This is a genomic window from Cellulomonas sp. WB94, assembly GCF_003115775.1.
In the GTDB taxonomy this organism is placed as follows: Bacteria; Actinomycetota; Actinomycetes; order Actinomycetales; family Cellulomonadaceae; genus Cellulomonas_A.
The window spans coordinates 110951-128853 of sequence record NZ_QEES01000007.1 but is presented as its reverse complement, the minus strand read 5'-3'; the positions used below and the strand labels follow the sequence as shown (position 1 = coordinate 128853).

17 protein-coding genes are annotated in these 17903 nt (G+C 71.9%); 6 read left to right on the top strand and 11 right to left on the bottom strand.

Annotated features, from left to right (window positions below; all coding sequences use genetic code 11):
* Positions 1 to 3 precede the first annotated feature (3 nt).
* The gene (locus DDP54_RS17785; RefSeq protein ID WP_347338546.1) at positions 4 to 927 is read right to left on the bottom strand and encodes a DNA ligase; all 924 of its coding nucleotides are present in this window, start codon (positions 925 to 927) and stop codon (positions 4 to 6) included.
* An 85-nt stretch (positions 928 to 1012) separates the two neighbouring features.
* On the opposite strand from DDP54_RS17785, the gene DDP54_RS17780 reads away from it, so the two are divergent.
* Positions 1013 to 2059: a Ku protein gene (locus tag DDP54_RS17780; protein ID WP_109133313.1), complete on the top strand. Its 1047-nt coding sequence runs from the start codon at positions 1013 to 1015 to the stop codon at positions 2057 to 2059.
* 62 nt (positions 2060 to 2121) lie between these two features.
* Here DDP54_RS17780 and DDP54_RS17775 read toward each other — a convergent pair whose 3' ends face one another.
* From DDP54_RS17775 to DDP54_RS17740, 8 genes are all read right to left on the bottom strand, one after another.
* The gene (locus DDP54_RS17775) at positions 2122 to 3735 is read right to left on the bottom strand and encodes a phospholipase D family protein (protein WP_242448585.1); all 1614 of its coding nucleotides are present in this window, start codon (positions 3733 to 3735) and stop codon (positions 2122 to 2124) included.
* Between the two features lie 83 nt (positions 3736 to 3818).
* Positions 3819 to 4895, bottom strand: coding sequence for a cation diffusion facilitator family transporter (locus tag DDP54_RS17770; protein WP_109133312.1), 1077 nt, complete (start codon positions 4893 to 4895; stop codon positions 3819 to 3821).
* On the bottom strand, positions 4892 to 5290 hold the full coding sequence (locus DDP54_RS17765; protein ID WP_109133311.1) for a metalloregulator ArsR/SmtB family transcription factor: 399 nt from the start codon (positions 5288 to 5290) through the stop codon (positions 4892 to 4894). The genes DDP54_RS17770 and DDP54_RS17765 overlap by 4 nt, the downstream gene beginning before the upstream one ends.
* A 34-nt stretch (positions 5291 to 5324) precedes the next feature.
* Positions 5325 to 7109: an arsenical pump-driving ATPase gene (gene arsA, locus DDP54_RS17760; protein ID WP_109133350.1), complete on the bottom strand. Its 1785-nt coding sequence runs from the start codon at positions 7107 to 7109 to the stop codon at positions 5325 to 5327.
* Positions 7109 to 7543, bottom strand: coding sequence for an arsenite efflux transporter metallochaperone ArsD (gene arsD, locus DDP54_RS17755; protein ID WP_109133310.1), 435 nt, complete (start codon positions 7541 to 7543; stop codon positions 7109 to 7111). The genes arsA and arsD overlap by 1 nt, the downstream gene beginning before the upstream one ends.
* A 107-nt stretch (positions 7544 to 7650) precedes the next feature.
* Entirely contained in the window at positions 7651 to 8325 is a 675-nt protein-coding gene (locus DDP54_RS17750; protein ID WP_109133309.1) for a response regulator, read from the bottom strand.
* Positions 8322 to 9752 carry an ATP-binding protein gene (locus DDP54_RS17745; RefSeq protein WP_109133308.1) on the bottom strand — a complete coding sequence of 477 codons (1431 nt, stop codon included), beginning with the start codon at positions 9750 to 9752 and terminating at the stop codon, positions 8322 to 8324. Before DDP54_RS17745 ends, DDP54_RS17750 begins: the two co-directional genes overlap by 4 nt.
* 4 nt (positions 9753 to 9756) lie before the next feature.
* Complete coding sequence (locus tag DDP54_RS17740) at positions 9757 to 11709, bottom strand: APC family permease (protein ID WP_109133307.1); 1953 nt, start codon at positions 11707 to 11709, stop codon at positions 9757 to 9759.
* A 233-nt stretch (positions 11710 to 11942) separates the two neighbouring features.
* Between DDP54_RS17740 and DDP54_RS17735 the strand changes: the two genes are divergently transcribed.
* From DDP54_RS17735 to DDP54_RS17715, 5 genes are all read left to right on the top strand, one after another.
* The gene (locus DDP54_RS17735) at positions 11943 to 12191 is read left to right on the top strand and encodes a hypothetical protein (RefSeq protein WP_197711488.1); all 249 of its coding nucleotides are present in this window, start codon (positions 11943 to 11945) and stop codon (positions 12189 to 12191) included.
* Positions 12191 to 12802 carry a plastocyanin/azurin family copper-binding protein gene (locus DDP54_RS17730; protein ID WP_158274575.1) on the top strand — a complete coding sequence of 204 codons (612 nt, stop codon included), beginning with the start codon at positions 12191 to 12193 and terminating at the stop codon, positions 12800 to 12802. The genes DDP54_RS17735 and DDP54_RS17730 overlap by 1 nt, the downstream gene beginning before the upstream one ends.
* A gap of 66 nt (positions 12803 to 12868) precedes the next feature.
* Positions 12869 to 13630 (top strand): response regulator transcription factor, encoded by a 762-nt coding sequence (locus DDP54_RS17725; RefSeq protein ID WP_197711494.1) that lies wholly within the window; start codon positions 12869 to 12871, stop codon positions 13628 to 13630.
* Positions 13627 to 14757: an ATP-binding protein gene (locus tag DDP54_RS17720; protein WP_109133304.1), complete on the top strand. Its 1131-nt coding sequence runs from the start codon at positions 13627 to 13629 to the stop codon at positions 14755 to 14757. The genes DDP54_RS17725 and DDP54_RS17720 overlap by 4 nt, the downstream gene beginning before the upstream one ends.
* Positions 14758 to 14815: 58 nt before the next feature.
* The gene (locus DDP54_RS17715) at positions 14816 to 17098 is read left to right on the top strand and encodes an EAL domain-containing protein (protein ID WP_109133303.1); all 2283 of its coding nucleotides are present in this window, start codon (positions 14816 to 14818) and stop codon (positions 17096 to 17098) included.
* Here the strand turns inward: DDP54_RS17715 and DDP54_RS18780 are convergent.
* On the bottom strand, positions 17095 to 17577 hold the full coding sequence (locus tag DDP54_RS18780; protein ID WP_242448584.1) for a DUF2249 domain-containing protein: 483 nt from the start codon (positions 17575 to 17577) through the stop codon (positions 17095 to 17097). The genes DDP54_RS17715 and DDP54_RS18780 overlap by 4 nt on opposite strands.
* Positions 17567 to 17866: a DUF2249 domain-containing protein gene (locus DDP54_RS17705; protein WP_109133302.1), complete on the bottom strand. Its 300-nt coding sequence runs from the start codon at positions 17864 to 17866 to the stop codon at positions 17567 to 17569. Before DDP54_RS17705 ends, DDP54_RS18780 begins: the two co-directional genes overlap by 11 nt.
* Positions 17867 to 17903: the final 37 nt, after the last annotated feature.

Genomic DNA, 17903 nt, shown 5'->3' with positions numbered 1-17903 from the left:
GTGTCAGGGGACCTCCCAGGCATCCACGGGCACGTCGTCGCGCACGCCGCGCACGACGGGATGCCGAAGTCGTCCCGACCGGGTGCGTGCCAGGTAGGTGATGTCGACGAGGACCGTCGGCTCGCACCAGTGGACGCCGACGGTCTCCGCGGTCGGCAGCACGTCGTCGAACGGGCTGGTGGTGCGTGCGAGCGACGCGAAGCGACCGACCACGACGGTGCCGATCGGCCCCGCGAGTCCGCTGCCGGCACGTCCCAGCCACCGCAGCCGCCCGTCACGGTCCGGGGCGCCGAGCATGAGGGAGCCGAGCGACGCACTGCCGGCCACAGGCCGCCAGCCGCCGACCAGCGCCGTCCGGGTCGAGCGGTGGGTCGCCTTGACCCAGTCGGGGGAGCGGCGACCCGGCTGGTACGTGGACGCGCGACGCTTGGCGAGGACTCCTTCCAGGCCGTGCTCGCGCGTGACCTCCCACAGGTCGTCGACGTCGGGGTAGAGGGGCGACAGCTGCGCCGCGGCAGGCAGGTCGAGACGCTCGAGGGTCGCCCGGCGCTCGTCGAACGAGCTCCGCGTCAGGTCGACGCCGTACAGCTGGAGCACGTCGAACACGAGGTAGGACACGGGACGACGGCTCGCGAGGGTGGCCGCCCTGGCGGGGTCGCGCACGTGCATGCGCTCAGCCAGGGCCTCGAACGACGGGACCCCGGCGTCCATCGCGAGCACCTCGCCGTCGAGGACGGCCCCCTGGACGGCTCCGAGCCCCGCGAGCTCGGGATAGGCCACCGTGACGTCACGGCCGGTCCTGCTCAGCAGGCGGAGCGGGCCGCGGGTGGTGTCCGCGAGGACCCGCACGCCGTCCCACTTGACCTCGTAGACCCAGTCGGGACCTGTCGGGATCTCGTCCCGACCGGCCGCTCGGGTGGCGAGCATGGGCTGCACGGGTCCATCCTGCCCAGACACGGACATTCCGGCGCGGCGGGGTCACCGGCGGGCTGGTCGGGCGAGGAGGTGTGAGGTGCGCGCCATCTGGAAGGGTGCGGTGGCCTTCGGTCTGGTCAACGTACCGGTCAAGCTGTACGCCGCAACCGGCGAGCACGAGGTCCCGTTGCACCAGGTCCACCGCAAGGACGCAGGTCGAATCCGCTACGCCAAGAAGTGCAGCATCTGCGGCGAGACGGTCGAGATGAGCGACCTGGCCAAGGGGTACGAGACGGACGACGGGCAGATGGTCGTCCTCAGCGACGAGGACCTGGCCGAGCTGCCCTTGTCGACCGAGCGTGAGATCTCCGTGCTCGAGTTCGTGCCGGCCAACCAGGTCGATCCGATCATGCTCGCCAAGACGTACTACCTCGAGCCGGAGAAGACCGCGGCGAAGCCGTACGCGCTGCTGCGCGAGGCGCTCGCCGCGACCGAGCGGATGGCGGTCGTCAAGGTCGCCTTGCGCCAACGGGAGTCGATGGCGGTGCTACGGGTGCGCGACGACGTCATCTGCCTGCAGACGCTGCTGTGGCCCGACGAGGTGCGCGAGGCCGACTTCCCCGTCCTCGACACCGACATCACGGTCCGACCGCAGGAGCTCAGCATGGCGTCCTCGCTGGTCGAGTCGCTCGCGTCGGACTTCGATCCTTCCGCGTTCGAGGACACCTACCAGGCCGCGCTCGAGCAGCTCATCGAGGCGAAGGTCGCGGCGGGTGGAGCGACCCCGCTTCCCGACGAGAGCGAGACGGCAGCGAGCTCCGGGCGGGCCTCCGGTGGCGAGGTCATCGACCTTCTGTCCGCGCTGCAGCGCAGCGTCGAGAAGGCTCGCGCAGCTCGAGGTGAGCCAGCAGGGGGACCGGAGCGCGCGAGTGGCACGAAGCGCGCCCGCACCGCGTCGGCACCGCCCGCAGCGAGGAAGACGAGGAAGGCGACGGCCGCCGACGACGGCCCCGGTGAGCGCGTGACGAGCGCGCCGGCCGCACCCGCGCCGTCGAAGCCCAGGGTGCGGACGAGGCGTGCGGCCGCCGAGCCGCAGCCGGAGACGACCGCCACGGCCAGGAAGGCCAGGACCAAGGCGTCGTGAGCGGCCCCCGCCGCACCGACGGCGTGAGCCAGAGCGGTGAGCCCAGCGGTGAGCCAGAGCGGCTAGAAGTGTCGTGCCCAGCGCCTGCCCGCCGAGCGACCGTCCGGGTCGAAGACGACCCGGTAGAGCGGGGTGGCCCAGGCGCGGGTCCACGGTGAGAGCGCGGGCTGGGTGTACCTGCGCAGCTGACCGGGAGGCCGGGGGCCACGACGTCCGCGCCGGTGCCAGTCGTCGAGGGCCGCGGCCGACCGCCGGAACGCGTCGAACGAGCGAACCGGATCGTCCAGCTCGGTGACGTCCGCGCCGGTGCCGAGGTGCTCGAGGCTCAGGTCGTGTCGCAGCGACCGGGCCCACGAGTGCGACGCGTCCGTGCGGGTGTCGACGACGGCACAGCCGAGCTCGCTGTCGTGCGTCCACGAGCGGCGGTTCGCGTTGTCGGAGCCGACGCACGCCCAGGTGTCGTCGATCACGCAGACCTTGGAGTGGACGTAGACGGGCGTTCCGTCGTCGTTCTCGATGCTGTAGACGGCCACGCGCGGCCCACCCGCGGCCCGGAGCAGCCGCATGGCTCCCTCTCGTCCCAGCAGGTTCGGCGGTATCGAGATGCGCCCGTCCTGGTCGGGGAAGCGCGGGATCACCACGACGAGCCGCAGCGCGGGTCGGCGGGCGAGGGCGTCGGCGAAGACCCGCGCGACGTCGACCGACCACAGGTACTGGTCCTCGACGTAGATCAGCGACTCGGCCTGGGCCACGGCCTTGCGGTACCCGCGCGCGACACTGAACTCACCCTGGGGTGCGAACGGGTAGCCCGGGGTCCGGTTCGGGTACGTCCGCAGCAGCTGGACGGCCGTCGACCCGCACGGGGCAGGGTCGGGGTGCTGAGGTGGCATCGGGCGCGGGGACCGGTCCTGACCGCGGACCAGGTCCACGGCGATGCGCACCGGGCTGCGGCTCAGCGGCGCGGGGTCGTCCCACCGCTCGCGGAAGACCGTCTCGGCGTCGCCCACCGCGGGACCCTGGACTGCGAGCTGGACGTCATGCCACGGCGGTCGCGACCCGTAGACAGCGGCCATCGGCTCGCCCTGGGGGTCTCCGCGATGATGGGCGTCGTCGCGGCGGCCGTGGCACAGGTCGATCCCGCCGATGTACGCGACGTCGCGCTCGGGGTGGCGCGCGTGGCGCAGCACGACGAACTTCTGGTGGTGCGAGCCGAGTCGCCGGACACGCATGTCGAGCAGGCACTGGCCACCGGCCGCCTCGATCTCGTCCCCGAACGCGCGGTTCGTGCTGGCGCTGAAGCTGAGCTGGTCGAGGTGCGAGCGCCACACCAGCCCGCGGACGTCGACGCCCCGGCGAGCCGCAGCGGCGAACACCGACCCGACCTCGGACCCGGGTCCGGTCAGCAGCTCGTCGGGGTCGCTGCGCCAGTCCGTGAAGAGCAGCAGGTCACCGCGTTCCATGGCCGCGACGGCGGCGTGGAGCTCGGCGAAGTAGGCGGCGCCGTGGACCAGCGAGCGGATGCTGTTGCCAGTCGACCAGGCGAGGCCGTCACGACGGCGGCCGTCGAGCGACGTGCTCGGGTTGCCGCGCTCGTCCGCGGAGAGGAACCACCGCCGGATCGACGTCTCGTGGGCGTCGACCTCGGCCGCCGACGCCCCCGTGCCCCGCAGTGTCACGAGGTCCCTCCGCTCCGTCGGGGCCGGCGACACTGGCCCACGACCGCATGCTCGCACGGACGCCGCGCTGTCGCGCGGTCGACCTAGGCGGCGACCTCGTCGGGGTGGTCGGCGTGGCTCTCGCCGGGGTGGGCGTAGGCATGGATCGCCGCCTCGCTGAGCCGGGGGATCGCCCGCTTCAGGCTCTCCTCGGCGTCATGGGCGATCGTGTGGGCGTCAGCGAGGGCGACCGCCGGATCGACGTCGAGCACCGCGTCGGCGTGCAGCACATGACCGATCCACCGCATCCGCACCCGGCGGACGCCCAGGACCCCGGGGACTGACGCCAGGGTGTGCTCGGCGCGATCGACGAGGGCAGGGTCGACACCGTCCATCAGACGGCGGAAGACGTCGCGCGCGGCGCTGCGCAGCAGGACGAGGATCGCGACGGTGATGACGAGGCCGACGATCGGGTCGGCCAGCGGGAAGCCGAACGCGACGCCGAGGGCGCCGACGAGGACGGCCAGCGACGTGAATCCGTCGGTGCGGGCGTGCAGCCCGTCGGCGACGAGCGCAGCCGACCCGATCTGCCGCCCCACGCGGATGCGGTACAGGGCGACGAGCTCGTTGCCCGCGAACCCGACGAGTCCCGCTGCCGCCACCCACCAGACGTTGTTGACCTCCTGGGGCGAGATCAGCCGACGCACGGACTCCACGCCGGCGACCACGGCGGACAGCGCGATCATGGCCACGATGAACAGGCCCGCGAGGTCTTCCGCGCGGCCGTACCCGTAGGTGTAGGTCTTGCTCGGCGCGCGCCGGGCCAGTGCGAACGCGATCCACAGGGGGATGGCGGTCAGGGCGTCGGAGAAGTTGTGCACCGTGTCGGCGAGCAGCGCGACCGAGCCCGACACGGCAACGATCGCGAGCTGCGCGACGGCCGTGGCGCCGAGACCGACGAGGCTGACCTTGACTGCCCGGATCCCGCGCGCGCTGCCTTCGAGGGCGTCGTCGATCGAGTCGGCAGCGTCGTGGCTGTGCGGGGTGAACAGCCCCTGGAGGACCCCGCGGATGCCAGTCGCGTGCTCGTGCCCGTGGTCATGGTCATGACCGTGATCGTGATCGTGGGTGTGCTCGGCACCTGCGGAATGCGGCACCCGGTGCCCGGACCCGTGGCTCATCGTGCGTCTCGTTCCTGGCGGGGCTCGCCGACGTGCAGGCGCCTGAGCTCGGCGGGTGGGCGGTGGTGCGCGGGGGAGTCCGACGCAGCATGTTCGGCGTTGTGCACGGCATCGGTCACGAGCTGCGCGATGTGCTCGTTCTCGATCCGGTAGTACACGCTCGTTCCCACCCGTCGGGTGCGGACGAGGCGGGCGAGGCGCAGCTTCGCGAGGTGCTGGGACACCGACGGTGCGGGCTTCCCCACCTGCGCGGCGAGCTCGTTGACCGGCAGCTCGCCGTCGATGAGCGCCCACAGCAGCCGGACCCGCGTGGGGTCGGCGAGCATGTGGAAGACCTCGACGGCGAGGAGGACCTGCTCGTCGTCGAGGACCCTTGCTTCTCTGTCTGCATCCATATGCAGATAGTAGAGCGCTCAGCGGTGCGTCGGCTCAGCGGTGCGTCGGCTCCGTGAGCAGCGACTGTCCCGCGAGCGCACGCAGCGCCGGGATGCCGACGGGCTCCCGGGCCAGCAACGGCACGACGACGGTGCGCGGCGTGCGGGATCGGACCTTCTCGATCTCGGGGAGCTCGGCGGCGGCACGTCGACGTAGCAGGGCAGATGACGGCCCGGCCGCTGCGAGGGAGTCGTTGACGACCCACGCCCACGGACGGATCCCCGCGCGCTCGAGATCGCCGGCGAGCTCGGTGGCCTCCTGGACCGGTGTGGCCTCGGCGACCGTGACGACGATGACCTTGGTGTGCCCGGGATCCTGGAGCCGCATCATCGGGGTGGTGAAGTGTCCGGTCGGACCCAGCTGACGGGCGACGTCGCGGTGGTAGGACCCGGTGGCGTCGAGCAGCAGCAGCGTGTGTCCGGTCGGTGCGGTGTCCATGACGACGAACGAGCGCGTCGCCTCGTGGACCACCCTGGAGAAGGCCTGGAACACGGCGATCTCCTGCGTGCACGGCGAGCGCAGGTCCTCGGTGAGCATGGCCCGACCCTGGTCGTCGAGCGACGCACCCTTGGTGCGCAGGACCCGGTCGCGGTAGGCGGCCGTCTCGACCGACGGATCGATCCGGGAGACGGTGAGGCGGTCGACCGCGCCGACCAGCGTCTGGGACAGGTGCGCGGCCGGATCGGTCGTCGTGAGGTGGACGTCGTGACCGCGGTCGGCGAGCGCGACGGCGACCGCGGCGGCCAGGGTCGTCTTGCCGACGCCCCCCTTGCCCATGAGCATGACGAGGCCGTGGTCCTGCGCGGCGATCTCCGCGACGAGGTCCGCCAGCGCCAGGCTCCCCGCGGCCACGGGCATCTCCGGGACCGGAGACTGGTCGAGATGCGCCGGCTCGAACAGCTGGCGCAGCGCGACGAGGCCGACCATGGTCGCGGCGTTCAGCTCGATCCTGTCCGTCGGCAGCACCTTCACGGCCGGAGGTAGGTCAGCCAGGACGGCCTGCTCACGCTCGTAGACCGCGCGGGCGAGCTCGTCGGAGGAGTCGTCCGGGCGGGGCATGAGCCCGTTCAGGACGAGGTGCTGATGACTCAGGCCGATCGCGTCGAGCTCGCTGTGCGTGCTCGCGACCTCGTCGATCGCGGAGCGCTGAGCGCGGGCGACAAGGAGCAGGAGGGTGCGGTCGGGGTCGGCGAGCGCGGAGACCGCGTCGGCGTAGGCGGCCTTCTGCTTCTCCAGCCCTGCCAGCGGCCCGAGGCAGGAGGCATCGCCCTTGCCCTCCTCGAGGAACCCCGTCCACTCGCCCGGCAGCTGCAGCAGGCGAAGCGTGTGCCCGGTGGGTGCGGTGTCGAAGATGACGTGGTCGTAACCGTCGGTGGCCGCGGGGTCGGCCAGCAACGCGGTGAACTCGTTGAACGACGCGATCTCGGTGGTGCAGGCACCCGAGAGCTGCTCCTCGATGGCGCGGACGTCGGCGTCGGGAAGCAGACCGCGCACGGGCCCCACGATCCGCTCGCGGTAGGTCGCCGCCGTCTGCTCAGGGTCGATCTCGAGCGCCGACAGACCGGCCACGCCCGGGACGTCCGTCACGGTCGTCCCGATCGTGACGCCGAAGACCTGCCCGACGTTCGACGCGGGGTCGGTGCTGACCAGCAGCACCTGCCGACCCCTCGCCGTCAGCGCCAGTGCGGACGCGCACGCGATCGACGTCTTGCCGACCCCGCCCTTGCCGGTGAAGAACAGGAAGCGCGGGGCAGCCGCGAGGAACGACGGAGCAGGCATCAGCAGCAGCCGCCGCCCCCGCAGCACGCGCCGTCGTCCCGCGCACCGGATGTGCTCGCGGCGACGAGCGAGAGGAGCGTGGCACCGGCCGGCACTGCGGTCGGGGCGTCCGTCGGCGCGTCCGTCGCCGCGCCCGGCCCTGCCCACGCGCTCAGCTCGTCCCTGGTCGGGTAGCGGCCGGTCAGGACGGTGACGCCGTCGACGAGCACCAGGGGGAGCCCGCCCGACCCGGCGAGCTGCAGGAACTGCCGGGCGGCATCGCTCGCGGCGAAGGCAGCGGGCTCGCTGGCGAGGTTGACGCGGCGGATGTCCCCGCCTTCGCTCCGGAGCCGGTCGGTGTCCGCGGAGAAGGTCACGAGCCGCTGGTCGACGTCCGGGCCGCACACTCCCGTCGCGCAGCACAGCGCCGGCTCGAAGACTTCGATCGTGGCCATGCGGACCTCCTGGCAGTGGGCGGAGCGAGCGGCTCAGCCCGCACTCATCGACATGCGTCGATAGCACGAGGCTCTCGCACAAATCGACATGCGTCAATGTGAGGTGGCTACGGCTCGAACCGGTAGCCCATGCCCGGCTCCGTGATCAGGTGCCGCGGGTGCGCCGGCTCCACCTCCAGCTTGCGTCGGAGCTGGGCCAGGTACACGCGCAGGTAGTTCGTCTCGTGCTCGTAGTGCGGACCCCACACCTCACGCAGCAGGTGCTGCTGGCTCACGAGCTTGCCGGGGTTGCGGACGAGGATCTCCAGGACGTGCCACTCGGTCGGCGTGAGCCGAACGACCGCTCCTGCGCGCAGCACCCGCTTGGCCGCGAGGTCGACCGTGAAGGTCGCGGTGTGTACGACCGGGGCCGGAGGTTCGGGGGTGCCCCGCCGGAGTGCGGCGCGGATCCGCGCGAGCAGCTCGTCCATGCCGAACGGCTTGGTCACGTAGTCGTCGGCACCCGCATCGAGGGCGTCGACCTTGGCCCACTGGGAGTCCCGCGCGGACAGCACGATGATGGGGACGTCGCTCCAGCCGCGCAGACCGGCGACCACCTCGACACCGTCGATGTCGGGCAGGCCAAGGTCCAGCACGACCGCGTCGGGCAGGAAGGTGCTCGCGGCCCGGAGAGCAGCGGCGCCGTCCGACGCCGTCTCGACCTCGAAGTGCCTGGCCCGCAGGTTGATCGCCAGGGCGCGGAGCAGCACCTGGTCGTCGTCGACGACGAGGATCCTGGTCACGGCTCGGCGACCGGGAGCTCGAGGGTCATCGTCAGGCCGCCGCCGGGGGTGACGCTCGGGACGACGGCAACGCCCATCGCCTCGCAGAATCCCCGGACGATCGCCAGCCCGAGCCCGACGCCGGTGCTGGCCGACCTGTCATCCAGGCGCTGGAACGGCTCGAACATCGTGGGCCACTGCTCGCGCGCCACCCCCTCGCCGTGGTCGACGACTCGGACGTGCACATGAGCTGTCGAGGCCACCGCCGTGACCTCGAACCGGCGACCCGGTGGGTTGTGGCGCCGGGCGTTGTCGACGAGGTTGGCGACGACACGTTCGAGGAGCCCCGGGTCGGCGCGCACGAGCGGGAGGTCGTCAGGGACGTCCATGCTCAGGATCTCGGACGGCACTCCCAGCACGGCCCGAGAGACGACCTCGTCGACGGCCACCGTGGTGGCGTGGGCCGTGATGCCCCCGACCTCGAGCCGGCTCATGTCGAGAAGGTTGGCGATGAGGTCGGTCAGCCGGTCCGACGACTCCTCGATGGTCGCAAGCAGCTGCTGCTCCTCGTCCGGCGACCAGGCGACGTCGTCCTGACGAAGGCTGCTCACGGCCGCCTTGAGCCCGGTCAGCGGCGTGCGCAGATCATGGCCGACCGCGGCGAGGAGGGCTGAGCGGCCCCGGTCCGTCTCGGCGAGCGCGTCAGCCTGCGCGGCCAGGTGCTGGCCCTCCCAGGCGCGCGCTGCGGCAGCCGCGAGCCGTTCGAGCAGTCGGCGGTCCTCGGCGAAGAGCGCTGGTCCGTGCGCCTCGAGAGCGAGCCCGGGGCCGGCCGTGATCCGGATGCTCGGGGGCGCATCGGAGCGTGGGCCGACGCTGGCGACGACGGTCCGGGTCGCCGTCGCCGACGTGGGCTCGCGCACGAGCGCGGCGGACGTCATCGCGAACGTGGTCCGGACCCGTTCGAGCGCGTCCGGCAGGCTCAGCTCGGCCGCGGGCATGGCAGCGAACCGCGCGAGCAGGGCTGCTTCGAGCCCGCTGCGTGTCGCGTACGCGCGGTCGCGTGCGGCCAGGTCGACCGTCAGGCTGACGATCAGCGCGACCACGGCGAAGACGACGAGCTCGATGACGCTGTCCCGGGTCTCGACGGCCAGGGTGTGGAACGGCGGGACGAAGAACCAGTTGGCAGCCAGGACGGAGACCACGGCCGCGAGGATCCCCGCCGGGAGGCCTCCGATGGCGGCGGCGACGACGTCGATCAGCAGGTACAGCAGGAGCACGCTGCCCAGGCCCAGCGCGCCGTCGGCCTGCACCAGGGCGAGCGTGAGCAGCGGCAGCCCGACGAGGGCCACCCCGAGGCCGATCCGGCGTCGGCCCAACGGAACACCGGGGGTCGGCCGCGGCAGCTCGCCGGGTCTCACCTGCTCGGCGCCCGCCTCGTCTGTCCCCATGGCGTCAGCGTGACACGTCCTGGACGACGAGAGGGGCGGCGTCGGGCTCGTGCCCGAACCGCCACGGCACGCTGATGACCATCACACCCCCCTGGAACAGGAGGCGTGCCTTGATCCGCAGCGCGCTCTGGTTGTGGAGGAACTGCTCCCACCAGTGCTCGACGACGTACTCCGGGACGAACACGGCCACGACGTCGCGCGGGCTCAGGCGCCGGATGTCGGCGATGTAGTCCAGCGCGGGCCGGGTGATGTCCCGGTACGGGGAGTCCAGGACGGTCAGGGCGACGGGGACGTTGCGGGCGTCCCACTCGGACATGAGCTTGCTGGTGCCCGCTGGGTCGGTGGCGACGTGCAGGGCGACCAGGGTCGACGGCCGGGTCGCGCGGGCGAAGGCCAGCGCGCGCAGCGCCGGGGTGTTCAGCCGTGAGATCAGGACGACGGCGTGGACGCGGCTCGGCAACGGCACGCCGCTGGGCTGCGGTGCGAGCGCGCGCTCGACCAGGTCGTAGTGGCGCTTGATGGCGTGCATGACCGCGTACAGCAGGGGCATCGCGACGACCACGAGCCAGGCGCCGTGGGCGAACTTGGTGGCGAGCACGATGACGAGCACAGCGGCGGTCAGCGCCGCGCCGAACCCATTGATCGCGCGGGCGCGACGGATGGTGCCGTGCTCGGCGGCGCGAGCGAGGCGCAGCTTGGCCGACCAGTGCCGCACCATCCCCGCCTGGCTCAGCGTGAACGAGACGAACACCCCGAGGATGTACAGCTGGATGAGCCGCGTCGGGCTGGCGTCGAACGCGACCAGGAGGACGACTGCGAAGGCCGCGAGGATGAGGATCCCGTTGCTGAAGACGAGTCGGTCACCGCGTCGGGACAGCTGACGCGGGAGGAAGCCGTCGTGCCCCAGGATCGAGGCGAGGATCGGGAACCCGTTGAACGCGGTGTTCGCCGCCAGGATGAGGATGAGCGCGGTGACCGTCTGCACGAAGTAGAAGCCGATGCTCCCCGACCCGAACACCGCCCCTGAGAGCTGCGCGATGACGGTGCGCTGGACGTAGCCGGTCGGGGCACCGACCAGTCGCGTGACGTCGTCAGTGATGTGGACGTGCGCGACCATCGCGAGAGTGGTCAGCCCGATGAACATGGCGATCGTCAGCACGGCCATGATCGCCAGCGTCCCGGCCGCGTTCTTGCTCTTGGGCGGCCGGAAGTTGGGGACGCCGTTGCTGACGGCCTCGACGCCGGTGAGCGCGGTGCACCCCGACGCGAACGACCGCAGGACGACGGCCACGACGAGCAGCCCGCCGGTGACCGGGGTCGCGGCGGCGATCGAGAGGTGTGCCGACTCGGCGACCGGAGCGGCGCCGGTCGCGGTGCGGTACACCCCGATCGCGATCATCGTGAAGATCGCCGCGACGAACGCGTAGGTGGGGACCGCGAACACCGTGCCTGACTCCCGTAGACCCCGGAGGTTCGCGATCGCCAGCACGGCGACGATGACCGCCGACAGGGAGACAGCGTGGGGGGCGAGCGCCGGGAAGGCCGACACGATGTTCGACACCCCAGCGGCGACCGACACGGCGACCGTCAGCACGTAGTCGATGAGCAGGGCGCCCGCTGCGACGAGCGCCGCGTTCTGACCGAGGTTCGCGCGGCTGACCGCGTAGGCGCCGCCGCCGTTGGGGTAGGCGTGGCACGTCTGGCGGTAGGAGATGACGACCACCGTGAGCAGGAGGATGACCGCGCCGGCCACCCACGGCGCGAGGTGCAGCAACGACAGGCCGCCGACCGAGAGCACCAGCAGGATCTCCTCGGTCGCATACGCGTTCGAGGACAACGGGTCGGAGCAGAAGACGGGCAGCGCGAGCCGTTTGGGAAGGAGCGTGTCGCCCATCTTGGCGGAGCTGAGCGGCCGCCCGACCAGGAGGCGCTTGGGCAGGCTGACGGCGAGGGACATGGATCCAGTGCATCCGCTGTGCGGGGGCCGCCTCGTCGACCTTGACGCGTTCTTGACGCCGTCAGCCGGATCCTTGACGGCCGGCCGCTCTCGGGGCGAGAACTTCATCAGATCTCTGCATCGCCTCGGCGAGATCGCCGGGTGGACGCGAGAGGCTGCTCCCAGGTGCCCGGACGTGGCGCCACACACGTCGAGCGTGGGAGACGATCATGATGCGTTGGTATGGCGGCGGAATGACTGGAGTCGGCTGGATCTTCATGGGGCTGTTCTGGATCGCCTTGATCGCACTGATCATCTGGCTCGTCCTGCGACTGCTCCCCTCGAGCGGCCACGCTGGGCCGACACCGAGTGCTCCGCCGCGGTTCGGGGGACCGGACTCAGCTGTCGACATCCTGGACCGGCGGTTCGCTGCCGGGGAGATCGACCTGGAGACCTATCAGAGCCATCGCGCGGCACTGATCGCGGCGCGAGGAGGCCGATGATGGCTGTCGTGACGCCACGGGGCCGGCTGATCGCCGGCCTCGTCGCGGCGGTGGCGCTGCTGCTCGGGTCGGCCGGGGCGGTCGTCGCGTGGAGCAGTGCGAACCACGACAGCTCCCGCGCAGTGACCTGGGGCGGCAACGGCGGTCGCGCGGGGATGCTCGGTCCGAGGTCCGGTACCGACAGCTCGGTGCCGGACCTTCCGGGCACGGTCGTCCACGCCGTGGTGGGGGACATGGGCGGGCCGATGATGCGTGGGAACGACAGATCGGCAGCCAGCATGTACCTGCACCTCGACCGGACGACAGTTCCTCACGGCACGGTGTCGTTCGTCGTGACGAACGCGGGGATGCGCAACCACGAGCTGGTCGTCCTGCCGCTCGACGGCGACCAGCGTGCCGGCTCGCGGGTCGCCGGAACGGACCGCCGGATCGACGAGTCCGGCAGCCTCGGCGAGGTGGCTGACGCAGGTGGCGGGAGCGGGGACAGCGGCATTGCGCCCGGGGCCACCGGCTGGGTGACGCTTGACCTCCCCGCGGGCAGGTACGAGCTCGTCTGCAACCTGCCCGGGCACTATGCGGCCGGCATGTTCGCGGAGATCACGGTCACCTGACCTGGGTCATGATGGGTCCACGCGCGAGTCCGTGCGCACGGGCGAGAGAGGGAGCCGGGCATGGCGATGGTTGATCCGTCCGTCGCCTCCACGGACCTCGGCGGACCCGGCGGCTCGAGCCGGGTCCGCGCGCTGGTCGTCGATGACGAGCCGGCGCTCATGCGCGTCGTCGCGGCGTACCTCGCCCGCGAGGGCTTCGACGTCACGACCGCAGCTGACGGCCGTGAGGCCCTCGACCGGGCGCGTGAGGTCCGGCCCGACGTCGTCGTCCTGGACGTCATGATGCCGGGCGTCGACGGGATCGAGGTCTGCCGCCAGCTGCGCACGTTCAGCGACGCCTACGTCATCATGCTCACTGCTCGCGCCGAGGAGATCGACACGCTCGTCGGCCTCTCGGTCGGGGCCGACGACTACATGACGAAACCGTTCTCGTCTCGTGTGCTCGTGGCCCGGATCCGCTCGCTCCTGCGGCGGCCGCGCCACGGATCGGGACTCGCTGTGGGCGCCGACGGGTCCGACACGTCGGTGACGCGCCGCTTCGGCGACCTGACGATCGATCCCGAGGCCCGTGAGGTGCGGCTCCGCGATCGCCTGGTCTCGCTGACCCGCACAGAGTTCGACCTGCTGGAGGCGCTCTCGTCCCGCCCGCGGGCGGCCTTCACCCGCACCCAGCTCGTCGAGCGGGTGTGGGGCCCCGGCTGGTTCGGTGACGAGCGGCTCGTCGACCTCCATCTGGGTCACGTGCGCCGCAAGCTCGGCGACGACCACACCGAGGGCCAGTACGTGCGCACGGTGCGAGGCGTCGGCTACCGGATGGGCCCTGGATGAGCCGCGGGCGCCCGGTCCGGGGCGCGCCGTTGGGGTTCACGTGGCGGCTCTTCGTCTCGCTCGGCCTCGTGGTGCTCGCCTGCGGCGTCACGCTCCTCGGGGTGGCGCTGGTGGTCGCGCCACAGATCTTCCAGGGTCACCTGCGTACGGCGCTGGGCGCGTCCGTCGAGCCCGAGGTCCAGCGTCACGTCGACGAGGCGTTCGCGGACGCCATGATCACCTCGATGGGGATCGCCTTGCCTGTCGCGCTGCTCGTCGCGTTCGCTGTGACCTGGGTCGTGGCGCAGCGGCTCGGGCGCTCCGTGGCTGCGGTCGCGGAAGCAACCGACCGGCTCGCGCGGGGCGATCTCGCCGTGCGCGTCGAGGTCCCGGCGGTCGGCCCCGAGCTGGCGCTGCTCGCGGACGCGTTCAACGCCATGGCAAGCCGGCTGGCGGACTCGGAGACGATGCGGTCCCGCCTCATCGGGGACCTCGCGCACGAGCTGCGGACTCCGTTGGCCTCCATCGAGGCCACCGTCGAGGCCGTCGTCGACGGCGTCCTGCCGGCCGACGGCGCGACGCTGGCGACGCTCGTCGACCAGACCGGACGGCTCAAGCACCTCGTCGCCGACATGGCCGCCGTCTCGAGAGCCGAGGAGCGACAGCTCGACCTGCACCCGCGGCCGGTCGACCTTGCGGCTCTGTCGACAGACGCCGTCGCGGCGGCGGGCGCCCGCTTTGCCGCCGCGGACGTCCGCCTCGACGTCGAGGTCGTGGGACCCGCGCCGGTGGTGCGCGCCGACCCCCAACGGCTGACCGAGGTGCTCGCGAACCTCCTCGACAACGCCCTGCGGCACACGCCCGGCGGCGGCGCGGTCCGCGTCGTCGTCCGCTCGGGACCGCACGTCGCCGTTCTCGAGGTCGTCGACACCGGTGAGGGGTTCGACCCGTCGGACAGCGAGCGCATCTTCGAACGGTTCTACCGCGCCGACTCCTCGAGGACACGGAGCACCGCCGGCAGCGGCATCGGCCTGACGATCGCCCGCGCGATCGTCGCCGGCCACGGCGGCACGCTCACGGCGACGAGTGCCGGTCGTGGGACCGGTGCGACCTTCCGGTTGGAGCTTCCTCGGCTCGCGACCGGGTGAGGTGACAGTCCGAGGCGTGCAGCGCTCAGATCGGCTGGAACGGAACCGATAGTGGGGCGTGGACCGATGGTGGCGGGCGTACGTGCTAGGCGGAGCACTGGTCGTCGCGGCCTACCTCGCCGTTCCCCGAGGGTTGGCCCGCGACGGCATGTACCTGGTCGTCGGGCTGTCCGGTGTGGTCGCGATCGTCGTCGGTGTCCGGCGCAACCGTCCCGCCCGCCGTGCCGCGTGGTACTGGCTGGCGGCCGGCCAGCTGTGCTGGGTCGCGGGCGACACGCTCTACTCCTGGTACGACGACGTCGCAGGAGTCTCGCCCTACCCGTCGTCGGCCGACTTCCTGTACCTCGCGGCATACCCGATGCTCGCCGTGTGCGTCGCGCTCCTGATCAGGGCCCGCAGGCGCGGTCGGGACGTCGTCGGCTGGATCGATGCCGGCATCGTCACGGTCAACCTCGGCCTGGTGGCGTGGGTGGTGCTCGCCGGTCCCATCGTGCGGTCCGGCGACGGGACGGCGTTCTCACGCGCCGTCGGTCTGGCCTACCCGGCCGGCGACATCCTCCTGCTCGCGATGGTCGTCCGACTGGTGATCGGCGCCGGCGCCCGGACCGTGGCGTTCCGTCTGCTCGTCGGCGCGGGCGTGCTCCTCTATCTCGCCGACACGCTGTTCGCCGTGCTGAGCGCAGCGTCGACCTACGGCGGCGGCGTCGTCGACCTCCTCTGGCTCGCCGCCTACGTGCTCTGGGGCGCCGCTGCGCTGCATCCGTCGATGACGGAGCTCTCGGAGCGCGGCACAGAGCCGCACACCCTCACGTCGCGGCGCCTCGCGGGGCTCACCCTCGCCGTCCTGATCGCGCCGGGCACGTTGATCGTCCAGCTCGTGCTCGGCGTCCCCCTCGACGCGTGGCCGGTCGCCCTGTGCTCGATCGCCGCGTTCTTCCTCGTCGTGGCGCGCATGTCGCTGGCCGGGCAAGCGGTCCAGGCGTCGACCGCGCAGAGCGACAGGCTCCGTGACGACCTCACGCACCGGGCCGCGTACGACTCACTCACCGAGCTGGCGAACCGGGCCCGCGCGCTCGACATCGTGGAGGCGGCCCTGCATCGCGGCCGCCGTTCCGCGAGCAGCGTCGGCCTGCTGATCGTCAACCTCGACCACTTCAGGACAGTCAACGACGCGCACGGTCACGCCGTCGGTGACGGGGTCCTGCGGGAGCTGGCGCGCCGGATGCGCCGCAGCGTCAGCGCCGGTGACACGGTCGGCCGGCTCGGCGGCAACGAGTTCGTGGTCGTCGTCGAGGCGCTCGACTCCGAGGCCGCGCTCGTGGCCCTCGCCCAGCGGCTGGTGACGGCGATCGCCGAGCCGGTACGCGCGGGCGCTGTCGATGTGGTGGTGAGCGCGAGCATCGGTGTCGCGCTCGTCCGAGACGGCAGCACCGACGCCGACCAGCTCCTGCGCGGCGCCGATGCGGCGCTGCACCGCGCGAAGGCAGCCGGCCGTGGTCGCGCCGAGGTCTTCGACGACGGACTGCGCCGTGAGCTCCACGAGCGGGCCCTGCTGGAGCAGGCATTGCGAGCGAGTCTGGTCGACGACGACCTCGAGCTCCACTACCAGCCGATCGTCGGGGTCACCACGGGTCGGGTGGAGGGGTACGAGGCGCTCGTGCGATGGCAGCGGCCCGGGCACGGGATGGTCCCGCCCGACGACTTCATCCCGACCGTCGAGCTGTCGGACCTGATCTGCGACCTGGGCCGTTGGGTGCTGCGCGAGGCAACACGTCAGCTGGCCGAGTGGACCGCGCGATGGCCCGACGTGTGCGGGCGGATGACCGTCGCGGTCAACATCTCCGGTCGTCACCTCGCGAGCGCCGGCATCGTCACGGACGTCGTGGCAGCTCTCGCAGCGGCCGAGCTGGCCGCTGATCGCCTCGTTCTCGAGATCACCGAGACTGTGCTGGTCGACCAGCCGACCGCGGACGCTCACATGCGTGCGCTGCGTGCGCTCGGAGTTGCCGTCAGCATCGACGACTTCGGGACGGGCTACACCTCGATCAGCCAGCTGCAGCACCTGCGGGCGGACATCCTCAAGATCGACCGGAGCCTCGTCGAGTCGTCAGCGTCGGGCACGATCGAGCTCGTCCGGCTGGTGATCCACGCCGCGCATGCCTTCGGCCTGACGGTGGTTGCCGAGGGCGTCGAGACCGAGGCCCAGCTCAGCGCTCTCACGCTGGCGGGCTGCGACACGGCCCAGGGCTACCTCTTCGCGCGACCGGCGCCCGCGACGGTGGTCGCCTGCCTCCTGGCGTCGTCCGCGACCTCGACCACCCTCGAGCCCCAGTCGTCCTAGGCCGGACCGGTGCGACCGATCCGCACGCGCCAGACCTCGGGGCCCTCCTCGAGGTACTCCCACGTGAACTCGCCGGGGTTCTCCGCGGCCAGCTGGTAGGAGAGCGGCTTCGGGTCGTGGTCGTTCACCAGGATGAACGCGGTGCCCGCTGGCAGCGTGGCGAACGTCGAGAAGATCAGCTCGTGGCGGGTGCGGGGGATCTCGGTACGGACATCGACGACTCGGTCGGTGACAGGCACAGGTCGGTCCTTTCGGTCGGGTCCCGCGGACGTCTCGAGCTGCTGCTCGAGACGCGCGGCATGGTGCATGGTGCCGTCGAGGCGCTGCGCCTGGACGGGGTGGGTGCGGCGGAGCAGGACCCAGCCATCGGCCGCCAGGCGGCCGGCTCGCTGCGGCTGGCCGGCCTCCGCGAGCTGACGGCACGCCCGCGACAGGACGCGGCTCAGCCCGTCGACGACGTCCGCGGCCTCAGCGGGCACGGGTGATCGCGACGCGCCACAGGGCCGGCCCGGCCTCGAGGTAGTCCCACGTGAAGACGTCCGGCCACAGCGTCTCGGTCTGGTAGCGCAGAGGCTTCGGGTCGTGGTCGTTGAGGATGACGAAGGCCTCGCCGGGCTCGAGAGCGTCGAGGCTGGCGAAGATGATCTCGTGCCGCCCGCCGTGCGGCAGCGTCCGGACGTCGAGCTCATGCAGGGGGCGGCCACCGCTGAGCGTCGGCGCTGGTGAAGCGGAAGGTGCGAGTGCGGGACTGTCGGCGTCGAGGGGCATGCGAGCTCCTGGGGGTCTCGGATCGGGCGCGTACGGG

What these genes read in the sequence shown, in the direction of transcription:
- DDP54_RS17765 (WP_109133311.1), bottom strand. Translation starts at nt 5,290, where the DNA reads ATGGATGCAGACAGAGAAGCAAGGGTCCTCGACGACGAGCAGGTCCTC.
- arsD (WP_109133310.1), bottom strand. Translation starts at nt 7,543, where the DNA reads ATGGCCACGATCGAAGTCTTCGAGCCGGCGCTGTGCTGCGCGACGGGA.
- arsA (WP_109133350.1), bottom strand. Translation starts at nt 7,109, where the DNA reads ATGCCTGCTCCGTCGTTCCTCGCGGCTGCCCCGCGCTTCCTGTTCTTC.
- DDP54_RS17720 (WP_109133304.1), top strand. Translation starts at nt 13,627, where the DNA reads ATGAGCCGCGGGCGCCCGGTCCGGGGCGCGCCGTTGGGGTTCACGTGG.
- DDP54_RS17705 (WP_109133302.1), bottom strand. Translation starts at nt 17,866, where the DNA reads ATGCCCCTCGACGCCGACAGTCCCGCACTCGCACCTTCCGCTTCACCA.
- DDP54_RS17740 (WP_109133307.1), bottom strand. Translation starts at nt 11,709, where the DNA reads ATGTCCCTCGCCGTCAGCCTGCCCAAGCGCCTCCTGGTCGGGCGGCCG.
- DDP54_RS17785 (WP_347338546.1), bottom strand. Translation starts at nt 927, where the DNA reads ATGCTCGCCACCCGAGCGGCCGGTCGGGACGAGATCCCGACAGGTCCC.
- DDP54_RS17730 (WP_158274575.1), top strand. Translation starts at nt 12,191, where the DNA reads ATGGCTGTCGTGACGCCACGGGGCCGGCTGATCGCCGGCCTCGTCGCG.
- DDP54_RS17735 (WP_197711488.1), top strand. Translation starts at nt 11,943, where the DNA reads ATGACTGGAGTCGGCTGGATCTTCATGGGGCTGTTCTGGATCGCCTTG.
- DDP54_RS17745 (WP_109133308.1), bottom strand. Translation starts at nt 9,752, where the DNA reads ATGGGGACAGACGAGGCGGGCGCCGAGCAGGTGAGACCCGGCGAGCTG.
- DDP54_RS17770 (WP_109133312.1), bottom strand. Translation starts at nt 4,895, where the DNA reads ATGAGCCACGGGTCCGGGCACCGGGTGCCGCATTCCGCAGGTGCCGAG.
- DDP54_RS17725 (WP_197711494.1), top strand. Translation starts at nt 12,869, where the DNA reads ATGGTTGATCCGTCCGTCGCCTCCACGGACCTCGGCGGACCCGGCGGC.